This window comes from Streptomyces sp. 11x1 (assembly GCF_032598905.1).
GTDB lineage: Bacteria > Actinomycetota > Actinomycetes > Streptomycetales > Streptomycetaceae > Streptomyces.
The window spans coordinates 4,090,105-4,107,702 of sequence record NZ_CP122458.1 but is presented as its reverse complement, the minus strand read 5'-3'; the positions used below and the strand labels follow the sequence as shown (position 1 = coordinate 4,107,702).

The 17,598-nt window shown below is 67.4% G+C and carries 30 protein-coding genes; 29 read left to right on the top strand and 1 reads right to left on the bottom strand.

What is annotated here, in order from left to right; genetic code table 11:
- Nucleotides 1-19: 19 nt before the first annotated feature.
- Complete coding sequence (locus tag P8T65_RS17815) at nt 20-1,693, bottom strand: RNA ligase family protein (RefSeq protein WP_316726286.1); 1,674 nt, start codon at nt 1,691-1,693, stop codon at nt 20-22.
- Nucleotides 1,694-1,789: 96 nt separating this feature from the next.
- Between P8T65_RS17815 and P8T65_RS17810 the strand changes: the two genes are divergently transcribed.
- The 29 genes from P8T65_RS17810 (at nt 1,790) to rpsM (ending at nt 17,532) form a co-directional block, all read left to right on the top strand.
- The gene (locus P8T65_RS17810) at nt 1,790-2,506 is read left to right on the top strand and encodes a YoaK family protein (RefSeq protein WP_316726285.1); all 717 of its coding nucleotides are present in this window, start codon (nt 1,790-1,792) and stop codon (nt 2,504-2,506) included.
- Nucleotides 2,507-2,543: 37 nt separating this feature from the next.
- Complete coding sequence (locus P8T65_RS17805) at nt 2,544-2,798, top strand: hypothetical protein (RefSeq protein WP_316726284.1); 255 nt, start codon at nt 2,544-2,546, stop codon at nt 2,796-2,798.
- Nucleotides 2,799-3,206: 408 nt separating this feature from the next.
- Entirely contained in the window at nt 3,207-3,515 is a 309-nt protein-coding gene (rpsJ, locus tag P8T65_RS17800; protein ID WP_003948644.1) for a 30S ribosomal protein S10, read from the top strand.
- A 17-nt stretch (nt 3,516-3,532) separates the two neighbouring features.
- Nucleotides 3,533-4,177, top strand: coding sequence for a 50S ribosomal protein L3 (gene rplC, locus P8T65_RS17795; protein WP_005481233.1), 645 nt, complete (start codon nt 3,533-3,535; stop codon nt 4,175-4,177).
- 7 nt (nt 4,178-4,184) lie between these two features.
- A complete protein-coding gene (gene rplD, locus P8T65_RS17790) occupies nt 4,185-4,841 on the top strand; it encodes a 50S ribosomal protein L4 (RefSeq protein ID WP_316726283.1) in 657 nt (218 codons plus the stop codon).
- Nucleotides 4,841-5,260 (top strand): 50S ribosomal protein L23, encoded by a 420-nt coding sequence (gene rplW / locus P8T65_RS17785; protein ID WP_062023384.1) that lies wholly within the window; start codon nt 4,841-4,843, stop codon nt 5,258-5,260. The genes rplD and rplW overlap by 1 nt, the downstream gene beginning before the upstream one ends.
- A gap of 38 nt (nt 5,261-5,298) precedes the next feature.
- Nucleotides 5,299-6,135 (top strand): 50S ribosomal protein L2, encoded by an 837-nt coding sequence (rplB, locus tag P8T65_RS17780; RefSeq protein WP_055517283.1) that lies wholly within the window; start codon nt 5,299-5,301, stop codon nt 6,133-6,135.
- Nucleotides 6,136-6,147: 12 nt separating this feature from the next.
- Nucleotides 6,148-6,429: a 30S ribosomal protein S19 gene (gene rpsS / locus P8T65_RS17775; protein ID WP_033528345.1), complete on the top strand. Its 282-nt coding sequence runs from the start codon at nt 6,148-6,150 to the stop codon at nt 6,427-6,429.
- 41 nt (nt 6,430-6,470) lie between these two features.
- The gene (gene rplV, locus P8T65_RS17770; RefSeq protein WP_184904641.1) at nt 6,471-6,818 is read left to right on the top strand and encodes a 50S ribosomal protein L22; all 348 of its coding nucleotides are present in this window, start codon (nt 6,471-6,473) and stop codon (nt 6,816-6,818) included.
- Nucleotides 6,818-7,657: a 30S ribosomal protein S3 gene (rpsC, locus tag P8T65_RS17765; protein WP_230219583.1), complete on the top strand. Its 840-nt coding sequence runs from the start codon at nt 6,818-6,820 to the stop codon at nt 7,655-7,657. Before rplV ends, rpsC begins: the two co-directional genes overlap by 1 nt.
- Nucleotides 7,658-7,662: 5 nt before the next feature.
- A complete protein-coding gene (gene rplP / locus P8T65_RS17760) occupies nt 7,663-8,082 on the top strand; it encodes a 50S ribosomal protein L16 (protein ID WP_004927269.1) in 420 nt (139 codons plus the stop codon).
- Nucleotides 8,082-8,306 (top strand): 50S ribosomal protein L29, encoded by a 225-nt coding sequence (rpmC, locus tag P8T65_RS17755; protein WP_030671810.1) that lies wholly within the window; start codon nt 8,082-8,084, stop codon nt 8,304-8,306. The genes rplP and rpmC overlap by 1 nt, the downstream gene beginning before the upstream one ends.
- Nucleotides 8,306-8,593: a 30S ribosomal protein S17 gene (rpsQ, locus tag P8T65_RS17750; RefSeq protein WP_006130775.1), complete on the top strand. Its 288-nt coding sequence runs from the start codon at nt 8,306-8,308 to the stop codon at nt 8,591-8,593. Before rpmC ends, rpsQ begins: the two co-directional genes overlap by 1 nt.
- A gap of 241 nt (nt 8,594-8,834) precedes the next feature.
- On the top strand, nt 8,835-9,203 hold the full coding sequence (gene rplN, locus P8T65_RS17745; RefSeq protein ID WP_003998823.1) for a 50S ribosomal protein L14: 369 nt from the start codon (nt 8,835-8,837) through the stop codon (nt 9,201-9,203).
- A gap of 2 nt (nt 9,204-9,205) precedes the next feature.
- Entirely contained in the window at nt 9,206-9,529 is a 324-nt protein-coding gene (gene rplX / locus P8T65_RS17740; RefSeq protein ID WP_184904637.1) for a 50S ribosomal protein L24, read from the top strand.
- A complete protein-coding gene (gene rplE, locus P8T65_RS17735; RefSeq protein WP_020135807.1) occupies nt 9,529-10,086 on the top strand; it encodes a 50S ribosomal protein L5 in 558 nt (185 codons plus the stop codon). The genes rplX and rplE overlap by 1 nt, the downstream gene beginning before the upstream one ends.
- A gap of 5 nt (nt 10,087-10,091) precedes the next feature.
- Nucleotides 10,092-10,277, top strand: coding sequence for a type Z 30S ribosomal protein S14 (locus P8T65_RS17730; protein WP_004571834.1), 186 nt, complete (start codon nt 10,092-10,094; stop codon nt 10,275-10,277).
- Nucleotides 10,278-10,492: 215 nt separating this feature from the next.
- Nucleotides 10,493-10,891 carry a 30S ribosomal protein S8 gene (rpsH, locus tag P8T65_RS17725; protein WP_007384075.1) on the top strand — a complete coding sequence of 133 codons (399 nt, stop codon included), beginning with the start codon at nt 10,493-10,495 and terminating at the stop codon, nt 10,889-10,891.
- A gap of 25 nt (nt 10,892-10,916) precedes the next feature.
- On the top strand, nt 10,917-11,456 hold the full coding sequence (rplF, locus tag P8T65_RS17720) for a 50S ribosomal protein L6 (protein ID WP_184904635.1): 540 nt from the start codon (nt 10,917-10,919) through the stop codon (nt 11,454-11,456).
- Nucleotides 11,457-11,459: 3 nt separating this feature from the next.
- On the top strand, nt 11,460-11,843 hold the full coding sequence (gene rplR / locus P8T65_RS17715) for a 50S ribosomal protein L18 (RefSeq protein WP_005481210.1): 384 nt from the start codon (nt 11,460-11,462) through the stop codon (nt 11,841-11,843).
- Nucleotides 11,844-11,882: 39 nt separating this feature from the next.
- Nucleotides 11,883-12,488 carry a 30S ribosomal protein S5 gene (rpsE, locus tag P8T65_RS17710; RefSeq protein WP_009190144.1) on the top strand — a complete coding sequence of 202 codons (606 nt, stop codon included), beginning with the start codon at nt 11,883-11,885 and terminating at the stop codon, nt 12,486-12,488.
- Nucleotides 12,489-12,490: 2 nt separating this feature from the next.
- A complete protein-coding gene (rpmD, locus tag P8T65_RS17705) occupies nt 12,491-12,673 on the top strand; it encodes a 50S ribosomal protein L30 (RefSeq protein ID WP_003974250.1) in 183 nt (60 codons plus the stop codon).
- Nucleotides 12,674-12,675: 2 nt separating this feature from the next.
- Entirely contained in the window at nt 12,676-13,131 is a 456-nt protein-coding gene (gene rplO, locus P8T65_RS17700) for a 50S ribosomal protein L15 (RefSeq protein ID WP_059079051.1), read from the top strand.
- 242 nt (nt 13,132-13,373) lie between these two features.
- Nucleotides 13,374-14,687 (top strand): preprotein translocase subunit SecY, encoded by a 1,314-nt coding sequence (gene secY, locus P8T65_RS17695; RefSeq protein WP_316726282.1) that lies wholly within the window; start codon nt 13,374-13,376, stop codon nt 14,685-14,687.
- Nucleotides 14,687-15,349, top strand: a complete 663-nt coding sequence (locus tag P8T65_RS17690) for an adenylate kinase (RefSeq protein WP_316726281.1) — start codon at nt 14,687-14,689, stop codon at nt 15,347-15,349. Before secY ends, P8T65_RS17690 begins: the two co-directional genes overlap by 1 nt.
- Before the next feature lie 129 nt (nt 15,350-15,478).
- Nucleotides 15,479-16,315 carry a type I methionyl aminopeptidase gene (gene map, locus P8T65_RS17685; protein WP_230219589.1) on the top strand — a complete coding sequence of 279 codons (837 nt, stop codon included), beginning with the start codon at nt 15,479-15,481 and terminating at the stop codon, nt 16,313-16,315.
- 230 nt (nt 16,316-16,545) lie between these two features.
- Entirely contained in the window at nt 16,546-16,767 is a 222-nt protein-coding gene (infA, locus tag P8T65_RS17680) for a translation initiation factor IF-1 (RefSeq protein ID WP_003948620.1), read from the top strand.
- A gap of 73 nt (nt 16,768-16,840) precedes the next feature.
- On the top strand, nt 16,841-16,954 hold the full coding sequence (rpmJ, locus tag P8T65_RS17675) for a 50S ribosomal protein L36 (RefSeq protein WP_003998809.1): 114 nt from the start codon (nt 16,841-16,843) through the stop codon (nt 16,952-16,954).
- 197 nt (nt 16,955-17,151) lie between these two features.
- Entirely contained in the window at nt 17,152-17,532 is a 381-nt protein-coding gene (gene rpsM, locus P8T65_RS17670; RefSeq protein ID WP_128433137.1) for a 30S ribosomal protein S13, read from the top strand.
- The last annotated feature ends 66 nt before the right edge of the window (nt 17,533-17,598 follow it).

The window sequence follows — 17,598 nt, the reverse complement described above, 5'->3', positions numbered from 1 at the left end:
GGTTCCTCGGACCTCTCCCTCAGATCTCGTCCTCTATGGTCCCGCTCGCACCGATGTACCAGGTGCGGTGGGCGTCGCCCGGATACGGCGGGGTGAAGCGGCGCAGCTGGGCCGTGAGCACGTCCGGCGGCACGGGGTGCTCGCGGCGGCCGTTGCGGCGGACCAGCGCGTCCTCGTCGACCAGGACCACGGCGTGCGTGATCAGGGCGTTGCGGCGGTGGGCGACCGCGTGCACCAGTGAGCGCTGCTGGTGGGTGAGGGAGGTGGCGTCCCACACCGCCGTGCCACCGGCGGCGAGCGCCGCGTCCAGCCGGTCCAGCCCGGCGCGCAGCACGTCGGCGTTGGCCCGCTGGTCGGCGCGCGCGCCGCGCGCGGCGCGCAGGTCGTCCAGCGATACATACGTGTCCACGCCCGCGAGCCCCCGCGCGAACGTGCTCTTGCCGCTGCCCGCCGGGCCGATCAGCTGGATCAGCCTCGGGAAGGCCCCGGACCGCCACCGCCAGGTGGCCGCGACGGCCTCCGCCGCGTCTCCCAGGTGCCCCCGCGCATACGCCTGCCGTGCCTCCGCCCGGCACCGGACCGCCGCGTCGGCCGACAGCTCCGCGAACGCCTCCGCCAGGGTCCCCTCGTCGAGGCCCCGTACCTCCTCGGCGTGCAGTGCCGACCACTCCACCTGCTCGCGTGCCTCGTCCGTCGCCGCCGTGGCGCGGGCGACCGCGTGCAGCAGACCGAGATCGGCGGCCAGGGAGAGCCGGGCCAGGCCCGTCCGGCGGTCCTCGTCGGGATACGGCCGGTGCAGCGCGGGGTGCAGCCCCACCAGGTCGGCGACCCGGCGCGCGAGGGGCATCCCCACGAGACCCGCCAACCGGGCGGCCACCCGGGCCCGCCGACCGCCCGTGGCGTGCGCGTGCAGCAGCGTGGCCAGCACACCGGCGAGCCGCTCGTCCCCGGTCCGCCCCTCCGGGTCGAAGCGGGCCACCGCCTCCCGGTCCCCCTCGCCGGGCAGTCCGACGGCCTCCGCCAGCGCGTCGGCATCCACGGGCGCGCCGGAGCGCACGGCCCACAGCGGCGCCCGCGCTCCCAGCCCGTTCTCCACCACGGCCGCGTGCATCCAGTGGGTGTCCGTCCGCACGTGCCCGGCCCGCACCCACTTGGCGACGCGCGCGCCGAACTCGTCCGCGGCGAAACCGTCCACGACCCGGACGACGTACCCCTCCTGCCGCCCGAGGTCCAGCCGCAGGGCGCGCAGCGCCTTCTCGTCGAACACGCCCCGCCACAGCACGCGCGGCACGGGGATGCCGAGCCCGCGCAGCAGGTCCACCGTCCGGTCCCAGCCCAGGCAGCGCCCGTCCGCGTCCCACACCGAGAAGCCGTAGAAGAAGCTGTCCAGGTCGTCGTACGCGAGGGAGTGGCGCGCGAACATGTTCTCGCCGCACACCCGCCAGCCCGCCGGGACCGCGTGGCCGATACGGGCCTGGAGCGCCTTGACCCAGGTGCGGGAGGGGTGGTGCGCGGAGTCGAGCGAGCGGGCGTGCAGGCCGTCGGCGTAGAGCGTGGTGTTCTCGCCGTCGAGTTTCTCGGTCACGACGACCTCGCGGCCGCGCAGGCCCGACAGGTCGGTGACCCGCAGGTCGTCGGCGGTCGCGCCGGGGGACCAGGGCAGATGCCTGGTCCGCGGATAGTGCGTGCGCATGATGGACGTTCCCCCGTGACAGCCGACTTACCTGATCAGCGTAGGAGTGTCGCTCGTGGGCGGGCGAGCGGATTACGGGCGGCTTAGGGTCCGGGTATGAAGCCCAGAGCGGGTGTCGGGCTGACCACGATCATGGTGGTGCTGACGGTGACGACCGGTGTGATCGAGGCCGTCAGCTTCCTGGTCCTCGGCCCCGTGTTCACCGCCGTGCAGACCGGCAACCTCCTCTTCCTCTCCTTCGCGCTCACCGGTGCCGCCGGGCTCTCCCCGGCGGCGGCGGGCGTCTCGTTCGCCGGCTTCACGATCGGCGCGGTGCTCGGTTCCCGGTTCGAGTCGATCGTGGACGCCCGAGGCCGGCGCTGGTTCCCGCCCGCGCTGATCGGTGAGGCGCTGCTGCTGGGGCTCGGCGGAGTGGTCGCCTGGCGCACGGGCCTCGACGCGCCGGGCGCGTCGGCGGACGGTCCGCACTACGCGGTGGTCGCGCTGGTCGCCGGGGCCATGGGCGTGCGCAACGTCACCACCTTGCGGGTGCGGGTCGCGGACCTGCCCACCACCGTGTCCACGCGCGCCCTGACCGCGCTCCTCGGCGGACTGCCCCTGCTCTCCGACACCCGCATCGGTTCGGGGGCCACGAACGAGGGGCGCCGCCTCGCCTCGGTCGGCGCCATGTTCACCGGTGGCCTGCTGGGCGCCTGGCTCCTCCACGAGGAGGTGCGCCCGGCGGCGGTCCTGCTGGTCCCGGCCGTCCTGGTCCTCCTGCTCGGCACCACGTTCTGGGCAGGACCGGGGCCACGCACGTCGGAACCGGGCTGAGCCGGGGCCGCGTTGCTGGATAGAGGATCATATGAGTATGAGTCTTTTAGTGATGCGCATGACAGGCGTGGCGACGATTCTGGCCGCCGTCTCCCTCGCCTTCTGGCTGGTGTTCGGCGCTCCCCGCGACTGGGACGGGGGCATGCGGTTCCTGCGGCTGGCTCTGGGACTGGGGTGCCTGGGAGCGATCAGGGGCGGAGCCAAGCTGGTGTTCCCCGACACAGGGGACGACACCGACCCGGGCGAGGCCCCCGACCCTGCTCAGGGCGACGGTCGCGGCACCCGGGTTTGACCTGTGTCACTCTCGGGGTAATCTCTCCGGCTCGATTGGCGGAGGCGCTGCGCCGTATGGCAGACTAGCGGGGTTGCTCGGTCGAGTGTTGATGCTGCGCGCCTCCCGCCGGGAGGACCGGAAGCGAGTCCCACAGTACTCGTCGCCCCAACTGCCCCACGGCAGCGCTGGAGCGGACGTACGGGAATCTTTCGGGAAGCAAGGTACGGCGCCGACCAGGCACCCGGTGGGCCTCCGCCCCCGGCCCGCGGTACCGGAAGGGCCGCGTTTCCCAAGACTGGGGATGCTCGAACAAGGGGCATCTGTGTCAGCGGGAGCGCGACACGCCCGACCGCGTGGGTCGGAGGAGCGGGTGACGGAACACCGGGTTCCAGAGCGTTAAACGAGACAAAGGACTACTGAGTAGCCATGGCGGGACAGAAGATCCGCATCCGGCTCAAGGCCTACGACCACGAGGTCATCGACTCCTCGGCGAAGAAGATCGTCGAGACGGTGACCCGCACTGGTGCGTCGGTCGCGGGCCCGGTGCCGCTGCCCACTGAGAAGAACGTGTACTGCGTCATCAAGTCGCCGCACAAGTACAAGGACTCGCGCGAGCACTTCGAGATGCGCACGCACAAGCGCCTGATCGACATCCTCGACCCGACGCCCAAGACCGTTGACTCTCTGATGCGACTCGACCTCCCGGCCGGTGTCGACATCGAGATCAAGCTCTGAGGGTCGGTGATCTGAGAATGGCTAAGCAGATCAAGGGCATCCTGGGCGAGAAGCTCGGCATGACGCAGGTGTGGGACGAGAACAACCGTGTTGTTCCGGTCACCGTCGTCAAGGCCGGCCCCAACGTCGTGACCCAGGTCCGTACGAACGATGTCGACGGCTACGAGTCGGTCCAGATCGCCTTCGGCGAGATCGACCCGCGCAAGGTGAACAAGCCCCTCAAGGGTCACTTCGCCAAGGCCGACGTCACCCCCCGCCGCCACCTCGTCGAGATCCGCACCGCGGACGCCTCCGAGTACACGCTGGGCCAGGAGATCTCCGCCGAGGTCTTCGAGGCCGGCGTCAAGGTGGACGTGACCGGCAAGAGCAAGGGCAAGGGCTTCGCCGGTGTCATGAAGCGTCACAACTTCAAGGGCCTCGGCGCCGGACACGGCACCCAGCGCAAGCACCGCTCCCCCGGCTCCATCGGTGGCTGCGCCACCCCCGGCCGTGTGTTCAAGGGCCTCCGCATGGCGGGTCGTATGGGCAACGAGCGGGTCACCACCCAGAACCTGACCGTCCACGCCGTTGACGCGGAGAAGGGTCTGCTGCTCATCAAGGGCGCGGTTCCCGGTCCGAACGGCGGCCTCGTCCTGGTCCGCACCGCGGCCAAGGGGGCCTGAGGTACCGATGAGCACTGTTGACATCCTTTCGCCTGCCGGCGAGAAGACCGGAAGCGTCGAACTCCCCGCGGAGATCTTCGGCGTGGAGAAGGTCAGCATCCCGCTGATCCACCAGGTCGTCGTCGCGCAGAACGCGGCTGCCCGTCAGGGCACGCACAAGACCAAGACCCGCGGCGAAGTCCGTGGTGGCGGTAAGAAGCCTTACCGGCAGAAGGGCACCGGCCGCGCCCGTCAGGGCTCGACCCGCGCGCCGCAGTTCGCCGGTGGTGGCGTCGTGCACGGTCCCGTGCCGCGTGACTACTCGCAGCGGACCCCGAAGAAGATGAAGGCCGCGGCCCTGCGTCACGCCCTCACCGACCGGGCCCGCCACAACCGCATCCACGTCGTCTCCGGCGTGATCGAGGGCGAGAACCCGTCCACGAAGGCCGCCAAGTCGCTGTTCGGCAAGATCTCGGAGCGCAAGAACCTGCTCCTGGTCGTCGAGCGTGCCGACGAGGCCGCGTGGCTCTCCGCCCGCAACCTGCCCCAGGTCCACATCCTGGAGCCGGGCCAGCTGAACACGTACGACGTGATCGTCTCGGACGACGTGGTCTTCACCCAGGCCGCTCTCGAGTCCTTCGTCGCCGGCCCGAAGGCCACCGACACCGAAGGGAGCGAGGCCTGATGGCTACGCGTCACCCGAGCATTGCCTCCAAGGCTGCGAAGGCCGCCAAGGCCGCGCGCGTCGCCAAGGCGCGTCGCCACGCCGCCGAGGGCAAGAACACCGTCGTCACCGCGCCCAGCAAGGCGTTCACGGACCCCCGTGACGTGCTGCTGAAGCCGGTCGTGTCGGAGAAGAGCTACGCGCTCCTCGACGAGGGCAAGTACACCTTCATCGTGGCTCCCGGCGCCAACAAGACCCAGATCAAGCAGGCCGTCCAGGCGGTCTTCTCGGTCAAGGTCACCGGGGTCAACACGATCAACCGCCAGGGCAAGCGCAAGCGGACCCGCACCGGCTTCGGCAAGCGTGCCGACAGCAAGCGCGCGATCGTGACCCTTGCCGAGGGCGACCGTATCGACATCTTCGGCGGTCCGACCGCGTAAGCGGGTCGGATCGTCCGATATCGGACGAGGACTGAGAAATGGGAATCCGCAAGTACAAGCCGACTACGCCGGGCCGTCGCGGCTCCAGCGTCGCCGACTTCGTCGAGATCACGCGGTCCACGCCGGAGAAGTCGCTGGTCCGCCCCCTGCACAGCAAGGGCGGCCGTAACAACGCCGGTCGTGTGACCGTTCGCCACCAGGGTGGCGGACACAAGCGCGCCTACCGAGTGATCGACTTCCGTCGTCACGACAAGGACGGCGTGCCGGCGAAGGTCGCGCACATCGAGTACGACCCCAACCGCACCGCGCGCATCGCGCTGCTGCACTACGCCGACGGCGAGAAGCGCTACATCCTCGCCCCGCGCAACCTGCAGCAGGGTGACCGCGTGGAGAACGGTCCCGGGGCCGACATCAAGCCGGGCAACAACCTGGCCCTCCGCAACATCCCGGTCGGTACCACGATCCACGCGATCGAGCTCCGTCCCGGTGGCGGTGCCAAGTTCGCCCGCTCCGCCGGTGCCTCCGTGCAGCTGCTCGCGAAGGAGGGCGCCTACGCCCACCTCCGCATGCCGTCCGGTGAGATCCGCCTGGTCGACGTGCGCTGCCGCGCCACCGTCGGCGAGGTCGGCAACGCCGAGCAGAGCAACATCAACTGGGGCAAGGCCGGCCGCAAGCGCTGGCTGGGCGTCCGCCCGACCGTTCGCGGTGTGGCGATGAACCCGGTTGACCACCCCCACGGTGGTGGTGAGGGCAAGACCTCCGGTGGTCGCCACCCGGTCAGCCCCTGGGGTCAGAAGGAGGGTCGTACTCGTTCGCCGAAGAAGGCTTCGAACAAGTACATCGTCCGCCGCCGCAAGACGAACAAGAAGCGCTAGGAGCGGGTTCAGATGCCGCGCAGTCTCAAGAAGGGGCCCTTCGTCGACGACCACCTGATCAAGAAGGTGGACGCCCAGAACGAAGCCGGCACCAAGAACGTCATCAAGACCTGGTCCCGTCGCTCGATGATCATCCCGGCCATGCTCGGCCACACGATCGCGGTGCACAACGGCAAGACCCACATTCCGGTGTTCGTCACCGAGTCGATGGTCGGCCACAAGCTCGGCGAGTTCTCGCCGACGCGCACCTTCCGGGGTCACGTCAAGGACGACCGGAAGTCGAAGCGCCGCTAACGCGGGGTGGAATGACCATGACAGACACTGGAAGGACAACCATGGAAGCCAGGGCCCAGGCGCGGTACATCCGCGTCACGCCCATGAAGGCCCGCCGCGTGGTGGACCTCATCCGTGGCCTCGACGCCACGGAGGCTCAGGCGGTCCTGCGTTTCGCCCCGCAGGCCGCGAGCGTGCCGGTCGGCAAGGTGCTGGACAGCGCCATCGCCAACGCCGCGCACAACTACGACCACACGGACGCCTCCTCGCTGTTCATCAGCGAGGCGTACGTCGACGAGGGCCCGACCCTGAAGCGGTTCCGTCCGCGTGCGCAGGGCCGTGCCTACCGGATCCGCAAGCGGACCAGCCACATCACCGTGGTCGTCAGCAGCAAGGAAGGAACCCGGTAATGGGCCAGAAGGTAAACCCGCATGGGTTCCGGCTCGGTGTCACGACCGACTTCAAGTCGCGTTGGTACGCCGACAAGCTGTACAAGGACTACGTCAAGGAAGACGTCGCCATCCGTCGGATGATGACGTCCGGCATGGAGCGCGCCGGCATCTCCAAGGTCGAGATCGAGCGCACCCGTGACCGCGTCCGCGTGGACATCCACACCGCGCGTCCGGGCATCGTCATCGGCCGCCGTGGCGCCGAGGCCGACCGCATCCGCGGTGACCTCGAGAAGCTCACGGGCAAGCAGGTCCAGCTGAACATCCTCGAGGTCAAGAACCCCGAGACGGACGCTCAGCTCGTGGCCCAGGCCGTCGCCGAGCAGCTCTCCTCCCGCGTCTCCTTCCGCCGCGCCATGCGTAAGAGCATGCAGTCGGCGATGAAGGCCGGCGCCAAGGGCATCAAGATCCAGTGCGGTGGCCGCCTCGGTGGCGCCGAGATGTCCCGCTCGGAGTTCTACCGCGAGGGCCGTGTGCCCCTGCACACGCTCCGCGCGAACGTGGACTACGGCTTCTTCGAGGCCAAGACGACCTTCGGCCGCATCGGTGTGAAGGTCTGGATCTACAAGGGCGACGTCAAGAACATCGCCGAGGTCCGCGCCGAGAACGCCGCTGCCCGCGCCGGCAACCGCCCGGCCCGTGGTGGCGCTGACCGCCCGGCCCGTGGTGGCCGCGGTGGCGAGCGTGGCGGGCGCGGTCGTAAGCCGCAGCAGGCTGCAGGCGCCGAGGCCCCCAAGACTGAGTCTTCGGGCGCCGCTGCCGCGTCGGCTCCGGCTGAGAGCACCGGAACGGAGGCCTGAGGGACATGCTGATCCCCCGTAGGGTCAAGCACCGCAAGCAGCACCACCCGAAGCGCCGTGGTCAGGCCAAGGGTGGTACGACGGTCGCGTTCGGCGAGTACGGCATCCAGGCCCTCACGCCGGCGTACGTGACCAACCGCCAGATCGAGGCGGCTCGTATCGCGATGACCCGCCACATCAAGCGTGGTGGCAAGGTCTGGATCAACATCTACCCGGACCGCCCGCTCACGAAGAAGCCCGCCGAGACCCGCATGGGTTCCGGTAAGGGTTCGCCGGAGTGGTGGATCGCGAACGTGCACCCGGGCCGGGTCATGTTCGAGCTGTCCTACCCCAACGAGAAGATCGCCCGTGAGGCCCTGACTCGCGCCGCCCACAAGCTGCCGATGAAGTGCCGGATCGTCAAGCGCGAGGCAGGTGAAGCGTGATGTCGGCCGGTACCAAGGCGTCCGAGCTGCGCGAGCTGGGTGACGAGGAGCTGCTGAACAAGCTCCGCGAAGCCAAGGAAGAACTGTTCAACCTCCGCTTCCAGGCGGCGACCGGACAGCTCGAGAACCATGGCCGTCTGAAGGCGGTCCGCAAGGACATCGCGCGGATCTACACCCTGATGCGCGAGCGTGAGCTGGGCATCGAAACGGTGGAGAACGCCTGATGAGCGAGAACAACGTGACTGAGACGAACACCGAGGCGCGCGGATTCCGCAAGACCCGTGAGGGCATCGTCGTCAGCGACAAGATGGACAAGACCGTCGTCGTCGCCGTCGAGGACCGCAAGAAGCACGCCCTGTACGGCAAGGTCATCCGCAGCACGAGCAAGCTCAAGGCCCACGACGAGCAGAACGCCGCCGGCGTCGGCGACCGTGTCCTCCTGATGGAGACCCGGCCGCTGTCCGCCACGAAGCACTGGCGCGTCGTCGAGATCCTCGAGAAGGCCAAGTAGTCCCTGCGGGGCTGACCCGCAGACAGGCTCGCCGCCCGGCGGGAGGTCCGTGAAACGACGTACGGACGTCTCGCCGGAAGCCGGCCGGGCTGCGTGAAGCACGCGCGCGAGCAGCGTGGGTGTTCTCCGCAGCCCGCCGGGCGGCCCAAGTAATTCCTGCGGGGCAATCCTCGCAGGGCGGTTCCGCCAGGCTCTCCGGTTCAACCCCCGGAGGGAACCGGCAGACAATCAGGAGATAGACGTGATCCAGCAGGAGTCGCGACTGCGTGTCGCCGACAACACTGGTGCGAAGGAGATCCTTTGCATCCGTGTGCTCGGTGGCTCCGGTCGCCGCTACGCGGGCATCGGTGACGTCATCGTCGCCACCGTCAAGGACGCGATCCCCGGTGGCAACGTGAAGAAGGGTGACGTCGTCAAGGCGGTCATCGTTCGCACCGTCAAGGAGCGCCGCCGTCCGGACGGCTCGTACATCCGCTTCGACGAGAACGCCGCCGTCATTCTGAAGAACGACGGCGACCCTCGCGGCACCCGTATCTTCGGCCCGGTCGGCCGTGAGCTGCGCGAGAAGAAGTTCATGAAGATCATCTCGCTCGCGCCGGAGGTGCTGTAAGCATGAAGATCAAGAAGGGCGACCTGGTCCAGGTCATCACCGGTAAGGACAAGGGCAAGCAGGGCAAGGTCATCGCGGCCTTCCCCCGCGAGGACCGCGTCCTGGTCGAGGGTGTCAACCGGGTCAAGAAGCACACCAAGGCCGGGCCGACCGCTCGCGGTTCGCAGGCCGGCGGGATCATCACCACCGAGGCCCCGATCCACGTCTCCAACGTCCAGCTGGTCGTGGAGAAGGACGGCAAGAAGGTCGTGACCCGCGTCGGTTACCGCTTCGACGACGAGGGCAACAAGGTTCGCGTTGCCAAGCGGACGGGTGAGGACATCTGATGGCTACCACCACCACTCCGCGTCTCAAGACGAAGTACCGCGAGGAGATCGCGGGCAAGCTGCGTGACGAGTTCAAGTACGAGAACGTCATGCAGATCCCCGGCCTCGTCAAGATCGTGGTCAACATGGGTGTGGGCGACGCCGCCCGCGACTCCAAGCTGATCGAGGGCGCCATCCGCGACCTCACCACGATCACCGGTCAGAAGCCGGCCGTCACCAAGGCCCGCAAGTCCATCGCGCAGTTCAAGCTGCGTGAGGGCCAGCCGATCGGTGCCCACGTCACGCTCCGTGGCGACCGCATGTGGGAGTTCCTGGACCGCACCCTGTCGCTCGCGCTGCCGCGCATCCGCGACTTCCGTGGTCTGTCCCCCAAGCAGTTCGACGGCCGTGGCAACTACACCTTCGGTCTCACCGAGCAGGTCATGTTCCACGAGATCGACCAGGACAAGATCGACCGTACCCGGGGCATGGACATCACCGTGGTGACCACGGCGACCAACGACGCTGAGGGCCGCGCGCTCCTTCGTCACCTCGGCTTCCCCTTCAAGGAGGCGTGAGCGAGATGGCGAAGAAGGCTCTGATTGCCAAGGCTGCTCGTAAGCCCAAGTTCGCCGTGCGCGCGTACACCCGCTGCCAGCGGTGTGGCCGTCCGCACTCCGTGTACCGCAAGTTCGGCCTGTGCCGCGTGTGCCTCCGTGAGATGGCTCACCGTGGCGAGCTGCCGGGCGTGACCAAGAGCTCCTGGTAATCCCCTCTTTCTAGGGATTCCCGAAGCTCTCGGTAAGCACTGGGCGTGTCAGGCGCCCTCCCTTCCATGGCTTAGGCTTGGAGGGTTGGGCGCCTGACGGTCGCCCGTACGACTTACTACGCCGTAGGTCCACCGCGCCGCACCCGCCCCGTCTCGGATCGGGGAGAGGGATGGCGCACCAGGAAACCCCGGCGAGAGAGGCCGAAGGCCACTTCATGACCATGACTGATCCGATCGCAGACATGCTTACGCGTCTGCGGAACGCGAACTCGGCATACCACGACTCCGTGACGATGCCGGCATCGAAGATCAAGTCTCACATCGCGGAGATCCTCCAGCAGGAGGGCTTCATCACGGGCTGGAAGGTCGAGGACGCCGAGGTCGGCAAGAACCTCGTCCTGGAGCTGAAGTTCGGCCCCAACCGTGAGCGCTCCATCGCGGGCATCAAGCGGATCTCCAAGCCCGGTCTCCGGGTTTACGCGAAGTCCACCAACCTGCCCAAGGTGCTGGGCGGCCTCGGCGTGGCGATCATCTCCACGTCCCACGGGCTCCTCACCGACAAGCAGGCCGGCAAGAAGGGCGTAGGCGGAGAAGTCCTCGCCTACGTCTGGTAGCGGAAAGGAATCGGAGGAAACAGCTATGTCGCGTATTGGCAAGCTCCCCATCACGGTTCCCGCCGGCGTGGACGTCACCATCGACGGCCAGACGGTCTCGGTCAAGGGCCCCAAGGGCTCGCTGACCCACACCGTCGCCGCGCCGATCGAGATCGCCAAGGGTGAGGACGGCGTTCTGAACGTCACCCGCCCCAACGACGAGCGTCAGAGCAAGGCCCTGCACGGCCTGTCCCGCACGCTGGTGGCGAACATGATCACCGGCGTGACCCAGGGTTACGTGAAGAAGCTCGAGATCAGCGGTGTCGGTTACCGCGTGCAGGCCAAGGGTTCGAACCTCGAGTTCGCGCTCGGCTACAGCCACCCGATCACCGTCGAGGCGCCCGAGGGCATCACCTTCAAGGTGGAGACCCCGACCCGCTTCCAGGTCGAGGGCATCGACAAGCAGAAGGTCGGCGAGGTTGCGGCCAACATCCGCAAGCTGCGCAAGCCCGACCCGTACAAGGCCAAGGGCGTCAAGTACGAGGGCGAAGTCATCCGCCGCAAGGTCGGAAAGGCGGGTAAGTAAGCCATGGCATACGGTACGAAGATCGCTAAGGGCGACGCTTACAAGCGTGCTGCCATCAAGCGGCGCCACATCCGGATCCGTAAGAAGGTCAACGGTACGGCTGAGCGTCCCCGCCTGGTCGTGACCCGCTCGAACCGCCACATCGTGGCCCAGGTGATCGACGACCTCAAGGGTCACACCCTTGCGTCGGCGTCCACCCTGGACTCGTCGATCCGTGGTGCGTCGGAGGACAAGTCGGCGCAGGCCGGCAAGGTCGGCGCCCTGGTCGCCGAGCGTGCCAAGGCCGCCGGTGTCGAGGCCGTTGTGTTCGACCGAGGTGGTAACCGGTACGCGGGTCGCATCGCGGCCCTGGCCGACGCCGCCCGCGAGGCCGGGCTCAAGTTCTGAGCTCGCTGCGTAGCTAGCGGAAAGAGAGAGGTAAATCCAATGGCTGGACCCCAGCGCCGCGGTGGCGGTGCCGGTGGCGGCGAGCGGCGGGACCGGAAGGGCCGTGACGGCGGCGCAGCTGCCGCCGAGAAGACCGCGTACGTTGAGCGCGTTGTCGCGATCAACCGCGTCGCCAAGGTTGTGAAGGGTGGTCGTCGCTTCAGCTTCACCGCGCTGGTCGTGGTGGGCGACGGTGACGGCACCGTGGGTGTCGGTTACGGCAAGGCCAAGGAGGTGCCGGCCGCCATCGCCAAGGGCGTTGAGGAGGCCAAGAAGCACTTCTTCAAGGTCCCCCGTATCCAGGGCACCATCCCGCACCCCATCCAGGGTGAGAAGGCTGCCGGCGTCGTCCTGCTCAAGCCCGCGTCCCCCGGTACCGGTGTTATCGCCGGTGGTCCGGTGCGTGCCGTGCTCGAGTGCGCCGGTATCCACGACGTGCTGTCGAAGTCGCTCGGCTCCGACAACGCGATCAACATCGTGCACGCGACCGTGGAGGCCCTGAAGGGTCTGCAGCGTCCCGAGGAGATCGCGGCCCGCCGTGGTCTGCCCCTCGAGGACGTCGCTCCCGCGGCTCTTCTCCGTGCGCGTGCCGGGGCGGGTGCGTAATCATGGCGCAGCTCAAGATTACGCAGGTCAAGTCCTACATCGGCAGCAAGCAGAACCACCGTGACACCCTGCGTTCCCTTGGTCTCAAGGGCATCAACACGCAGGTCGTCAAGGAGGACCGCCCCGAGTTCCGCGGCATGGTGCACACCGTCCGCCACCTCGTGACGGTCGAGGAGGTCGACTGATCATGGCGGAGAACAACCCGCTCAAGATCCACAACCTCCGTCCCGCCCCCGGCGCCAAGACCGCGAAGACCCGTGTCGGTCGTGGTGAGGCGTCGAAGGGTAAGACGGCCGGTCGTGGTACCAAGGGTACGAAGGCCCGCTACCAGGTTCCGGAGCGCTTCGAGGGTGGCCAGATGCCCCTCCACATGCGTCTCCCGAAGCTGAAGGGCTTCAAGAACCCCTTCAAGACGGAGTTCCAGGTCGTGAACCTGGACAAGCTCGCCGCCCTCTACCCCGAGGGTGGGGAGGTCACCGTTGCCGACCTGGTCGCCAAGGGTGCCGTCCGCAAGAACAGCCTCGTCAAGGTCCTCGGCCAGGGCGAGATCTCCGTGGCGCTGCAGGTGACGGTCGACGCCGTCTCCGGCTCCGCCAAGGAGAAGATCACCGCCGCCGGCGGTACCGTCACCGAGCTCGTCTGAACCCACCAGGTGTCTCGATGACTTGAGCGATCCCGACCGGGGATACCCCACAAATGGGGTATCCCCGGTTGGTCGTTCCAAGGGAAGCAGTCTCGCCGGTAAGGTGACCTGCGCTGCCCTTTTTCACAGGGTGCTCCCATCCGGGCACTCGCCGCGGCAGTTAAACGTTACGTAAGTCGTCCTCATCAGAATCTCAAAACCGTCACCCTTGACGCAGTAGCGCGGGGGTCGCAGGAGGCACCGTGCTCACCGCGTTCGCCCGGGCGTTCAAGACGCCCGACCTGCGCAAGAAGCTGCTCTTCACGCTCGGCATCATCGTGATCTACCGAGTCGGCACACACGTCCCGATCCCGGGTGTCGACTACACAGCCGTCCAGTTCTGCATCGACCAGGCCCAGACCAACACCGGTCTGTTCGGGCTGGTAAACATGTTCAGTGGTGGCGCGCTGCTGCAGATCACGATCTTCGCGCTCGGCATCATGCCGTACATCACGGCGAGCATCATTCTGCAGCTGCTGACCGTGGTGATCCCGCGTCTGGAAGCCCTGAAGAAGGAGGGGCAGGCCGGTACGGCGAAGATCACGCAGTACACGCGTTACCTGACGGTCGCCCTCGCGGTCCTCCAGGGCACCGGCCTCGTCGCCACCGCCCGCAGCGGCTCGCTCTTCAGCGGCTGTGCGCAGGCCGGCATGATCGTCCCCGACGATTCCATCTTCGCCACCATGGTCATGGTCATCACCATGACCGCCGGTACGGCCCTCGTCATGTGGCTCGGTGAGCTGATCACCGACCGCGGCATCGGCAACGGCATGTCGATCCTGATGTTCATCTCGATCGCCGCCACCTTCCCGGCCGCCCTCTGGGCGATCAAGGAGCAGGGCGACCTGGCGGGCGGCTGGATCGAGTTCGGCACCGTCATCGCCGTCGGCTTGGTCATGGTCGCACTGGTGGTCTTCGTCGAGCAGGCCCAGCGCCGTATTCCGGTCCAGTACGCGAAGCGTATGATCGGCCGCCGTTCCTACGGTGGCACCTCGACCTACATCCCGTTGAAGGTCAACCAGGCCGGCATCATCCCTGTGATCTTCGCCTCGTCGCTGCTCTACATCCCGGCGCTCATCGTGCAGTTCTCCAACTCCACAGCGGGTTGGGCGAATTGGGTCAAGGCAAACCTGGCCGACACGGCAGCGCCGGCTCACGTCACGCTCTACTTCTTCCTCATCATCTTCTTCGCCTTCTTCTACGTGGCCATCTCGTTCAACCCCGAGGAAGTCGCGGACAACATGAAGAAGTATGGTGGCTTCATCCCGGGCATCCGGGCTGGCCGACCGACCGCTGAGTACCTGAGCTACGTACTCAACCGGATCACCTGGCCGGGTTCGCTGTACCTGGGTCTGATCGCTCTCGTGCCGACAATGGCGTTGGCCGGTTTCGGGGCAAACGCCAACTTCCCGTTCGGCGGAACCAGCATCCTGATCATCGTGGGTGTGGGTCTGGAGACGGTGAAGCAGATCGAGAGCCAGCTCCAGCAGCGCAATTACGAAGGGTTCCTCCGCTGATGCGAATCGTCCTCGTCGGGCCGCCGGGTGCGGGCAAGGGAACGCAGGCCGCGTTCCTGGCACAGAACCTGTCGATCCCGCACATCTCCACGGGCGACCTGTTCCGGGCCAACATCAGCAAGCAGACGGAGCTCGGCAAACTCGCGAAGTCCTACATGGACAAGGGCGAGCTGGTGCCGGACGAGGTCACCATCGCGATGGCCAAGGACCGCATGGAGCAGCCGGACGCCGAGCACGGCTTTCTGCTCGACGGCTTCCCGCGCAACGTCTCGCAGGCCGAGGCGCTGGACGTGACGCTCCAGGAAGAGTCCATGAACCTGGACGCGGTGCTGGACCTGGAGGTCCCCGAGGACGAGGTCGTCAAGCGGATCGCCGGCCGTCGCATCTGCCGCAACGACTCCGCCCACGTCTTCCACGTCACGTACAAGAAGCCGAAGCAGGAGGGCGTCTGCGACGTCTGTGGCGGCGAGCTGTACCAGCGTGACGACGACTCCGAGGAGACCGTCCGCAAGCGCCTGGAGGTCTACCACACCCAGACCGAGCCGATCATCGACTACTACAAGGCCCAGGGCCTCGTGGTGACGATCTCGGCGCTCGGTCCGGTGGAGGAAGTCACCCAGCGCGCCATGGAGGCGCTCAAGCGCGAGGACGACGACCAGTAGGTCGTCGGTCGGTACGTCGGCCGCGGTGCCCGTGAGGGGCGCCGCGGCCGTACTGTTGTGTAGGCAAAAACGCGAGAACGAGATCCCGTGCCTCGTGGACGACAAGGAAGACGGAGAGCGCAGGCCCCCATGGTGCAGATCAAGAGTCCCGAGCAGATCGCCAAGATGCGTGAGGCGGGGCTGGTCGTCGCCGCCATCCACGCGGCCACCCGGGAGGCCGCCGTGCCGGGTGCCTCCACGAAGGATCTCGACGAGGTCGCCCGCAAGGTTCTCGCGGAGCACGGGGCCAAGTCGAACTTCCTCGGGTACGGCGGCTTCCCGGCGACGATCTGCACCTCGGTGAACGAGGTCGTGGTCCATGGCATCCCGAGCGACGAGGTCGTCCTGAAGGACGGCGACATCATCTCCATCGACTGCGGCGCGATCATCGACGGCTGGCACGGTGACGCCGCCTACACCGCGTTCGTGGGGTCCGGGCACGCTCCGGAGCTGATCGAGCTGTCGCGGGTGACCGAGGAGTCCATGTGGGCCGGGATCGCCGCGATGAAGCAGGGGAACCGGCTCGTCGACGTCTCGCGGGCCATCGAGACGTACATCCGCCGGCAGCCGAAGCCGGGCGGCGGGAAGTACGGGATCGTCGAGGACTACGGCGGCCACGGCATCGGGACCGAGATGCACATGGACCCGCATCTGCTGAACTACGTCGAGCGGCGGCGGGGGAAGGGACCGAAGCTGGTGCCCGGCTTCTGCCTCGCGATCGAGCCGATGGTGTCGCTGGGGACGCCGAAGACGGAGGTCCTGGCGGACGACTGGACCGTGGTGACGACGGACGGGACGTGGTCGTCGCACTGGGAGCACTCGGTCGCCCTGACCGAGCAGGGGCCGCTTGTGCTGACGGCTCCCGACGGGGGCAAGGCGAAGCTGGCGGAGTACGGGATCACTGCGGCTCCGGATCCGGTGGGCTGAGGGTTCGTTGCCGGGTGCGGGTCCGGTGGGGGGGCTGGTCGCGCAGTTCCCCGCGCCCCTTTCAAGGGCGCTCCTGCGGGGCGGCGTAAGGATCTTCAGCCTTGGGCATGCATACCGAATTCGTGTTTCTGGAGGCCCTGGCGTAGACTGACTCGTCGGCTCTCGTGTTTCCGTGTGTCCTCATTCGGTTACGCGGAGTCGATCAAGGTAGTCGATTCGAAGGGCGAAGCGTGGCCAAGAAGCAAGGTGCCATCGAGATCGAGGGCACTGTCGTCGAGTCTCTGCCGAACGCCATGTTCAAGGTCGAGCTCCAGAACGGCCACCAGGTCCTGGCACACATCAGCGGCAAGATGCGTATGCACTACATCCGCATCCTCCCTGACGACCGGGTCGTGGTGGAGCTGTCTCCGTACGACCTGACGCGTGGCCGGATCGTCTACCGCTACAAGTAGATCTTGCCCCCGCTCTCCGTGCCCCGGTCTTCCGGGACGCGGGTGGTGGCACTGACCCGGAGAACCTCACCCCATGAAGGTCAAGCCGAGCGTCAAGAAGATCTGCGACAAGTGCAGGGTGATCCGCCGTCACGGTCGGGTCATGGTCATCTGCGAGAACCCGCGCCACAAGCAGCGCCAGGGCTGACGCACGTACGACCACTCCCTCTGCATCTTCATCGCAGGGATTCGCGCGACGCGAGCTGAATTGTTCATACGCAGGACCCAGGCGCCGCACGGCGTCTGACACCCCCGGCTCGGAGGCCGGGGACCCGGTTCGTACCTGGTACGGCGGCCGGGAGCCGGTTCTGCGGAAGACCTCCGACAATCACCAGGAGCCATTGAATGGCACGCGTTTCCGGTGTTGACATCCCGCGCGACAAGCGCGTGGAGGTCGCCCTCACCTATGTGTTCGGCATCGGCCGGACCCTCTCCCAGGAGACGCTGGCAGCGACCGGCGTCAACCCGAACACCCGCGTTCGCGACCTCTCCGAGGAGCAGCTCGTCGCGATCCGCGAGTACGTGGACAACAACATCAAGACCGAGGGTGACCTCCGTCGCGAGATCCAGGCCGACATCCGCCGCAAGGTCGAGATCGGCTGCTACCAGGGTCTCCGTCACCGTCGTGGTCTGCCCGTCCGCGGTCAGCGCACCAGCACCAACGCTCGCACCCGCAAGGGCCCGCGTCGCGCCATCGCCGGTAAGAAGAAGCCGGGCAAGAAGTAGTCCTCAGCGGACAACGCTTCATCAGCGGTCTTCGCTGTAGGACCGACCACCTCCCCGTAGGAGTTA

Excerpts from the sequence above, each read along its gene's own strand:
- rplR (WP_005481210.1), top strand. The coding sequence starts at position 11,460 with ATGGCATACGGTACGAAGATCGCTAAGGGCGACGCTTACAAGCGTGCT.
- P8T65_RS17805 (WP_316726284.1), top strand. The coding sequence starts at position 2,544 with ATGAGTCTTTTAGTGATGCGCATGACAGGCGTGGCGACGATTCTGGCC.
- rplE (WP_020135807.1), top strand. The coding sequence starts at position 9,529 with ATGGCTACCACCACCACTCCGCGTCTCAAGACGAAGTACCGCGAGGAG.
- P8T65_RS17810 (WP_316726285.1), top strand. The coding sequence starts at position 1,790 with ATGAAGCCCAGAGCGGGTGTCGGGCTGACCACGATCATGGTGGTGCTG.
- rplD (WP_316726283.1), top strand. The coding sequence starts at position 4,185 with ATGAGCACTGTTGACATCCTTTCGCCTGCCGGCGAGAAGACCGGAAGC.
- rpmD (WP_003974250.1), top strand. The coding sequence starts at position 12,491 with ATGGCGCAGCTCAAGATTACGCAGGTCAAGTCCTACATCGGCAGCAAG.
- P8T65_RS17815 (WP_316726286.1), bottom strand. The coding sequence starts at position 1,693 with ATGCGCACGCACTATCCGCGGACCAGGCATCTGCCCTGGTCCCCCGGC.
- rplW (WP_062023384.1), top strand. The coding sequence starts at position 4,841 with ATGGCTACGCGTCACCCGAGCATTGCCTCCAAGGCTGCGAAGGCCGCC.
- P8T65_RS17730 (WP_004571834.1), top strand. The coding sequence starts at position 10,092 with ATGGCGAAGAAGGCTCTGATTGCCAAGGCTGCTCGTAAGCCCAAGTTC.
- rpsQ (WP_006130775.1), top strand. The coding sequence starts at position 8,306 with ATGAGCGAGAACAACGTGACTGAGACGAACACCGAGGCGCGCGGATTC.
- map (WP_230219589.1), top strand. The coding sequence starts at position 15,479 with ATGGTGCAGATCAAGAGTCCCGAGCAGATCGCCAAGATGCGTGAGGCG.
- rpsE (WP_009190144.1), top strand. The coding sequence starts at position 11,883 with ATGGCTGGACCCCAGCGCCGCGGTGGCGGTGCCGGTGGCGGCGAGCGG.
- rplX (WP_184904637.1), top strand. The coding sequence starts at position 9,206 with ATGAAGATCAAGAAGGGCGACCTGGTCCAGGTCATCACCGGTAAGGAC.
- rplP (WP_004927269.1), top strand. The coding sequence starts at position 7,663 with ATGCTGATCCCCCGTAGGGTCAAGCACCGCAAGCAGCACCACCCGAAG.
- rplB (WP_055517283.1), top strand. The coding sequence starts at position 5,299 with ATGGGAATCCGCAAGTACAAGCCGACTACGCCGGGCCGTCGCGGCTCC.
- rpsC (WP_230219583.1), top strand. The coding sequence starts at position 6,818 with ATGGGCCAGAAGGTAAACCCGCATGGGTTCCGGCTCGGTGTCACGACC.
- rplO (WP_059079051.1), top strand. The coding sequence starts at position 12,676 with ATGGCGGAGAACAACCCGCTCAAGATCCACAACCTCCGTCCCGCCCCC.
- rpsJ (WP_003948644.1), top strand. The coding sequence starts at position 3,207 with ATGGCGGGACAGAAGATCCGCATCCGGCTCAAGGCCTACGACCACGAG.
- rpmC (WP_030671810.1), top strand. The coding sequence starts at position 8,082 with ATGTCGGCCGGTACCAAGGCGTCCGAGCTGCGCGAGCTGGGTGACGAG.
- rplF (WP_184904635.1), top strand. The coding sequence starts at position 10,917 with ATGTCGCGTATTGGCAAGCTCCCCATCACGGTTCCCGCCGGCGTGGAC.
- rplV (WP_184904641.1), top strand. The coding sequence starts at position 6,471 with ATGGAAGCCAGGGCCCAGGCGCGGTACATCCGCGTCACGCCCATGAAG.
- rpsS (WP_033528345.1), top strand. The coding sequence starts at position 6,148 with ATGCCGCGCAGTCTCAAGAAGGGGCCCTTCGTCGACGACCACCTGATC.
- rpsM (WP_128433137.1), top strand. The coding sequence starts at position 17,152 with ATGGCACGCGTTTCCGGTGTTGACATCCCGCGCGACAAGCGCGTGGAG.
- rpmJ (WP_003998809.1), top strand. The coding sequence starts at position 16,841 with ATGAAGGTCAAGCCGAGCGTCAAGAAGATCTGCGACAAGTGCAGGGTG.
- rpsH (WP_007384075.1), top strand. The coding sequence starts at position 10,493 with ATGACCATGACTGATCCGATCGCAGACATGCTTACGCGTCTGCGGAAC.
- rplC (WP_005481233.1), top strand. The coding sequence starts at position 3,533 with ATGGCTAAGCAGATCAAGGGCATCCTGGGCGAGAAGCTCGGCATGACG.
- P8T65_RS17690 (WP_316726281.1), top strand. The coding sequence starts at position 14,687 with ATGCGAATCGTCCTCGTCGGGCCGCCGGGTGCGGGCAAGGGAACGCAG.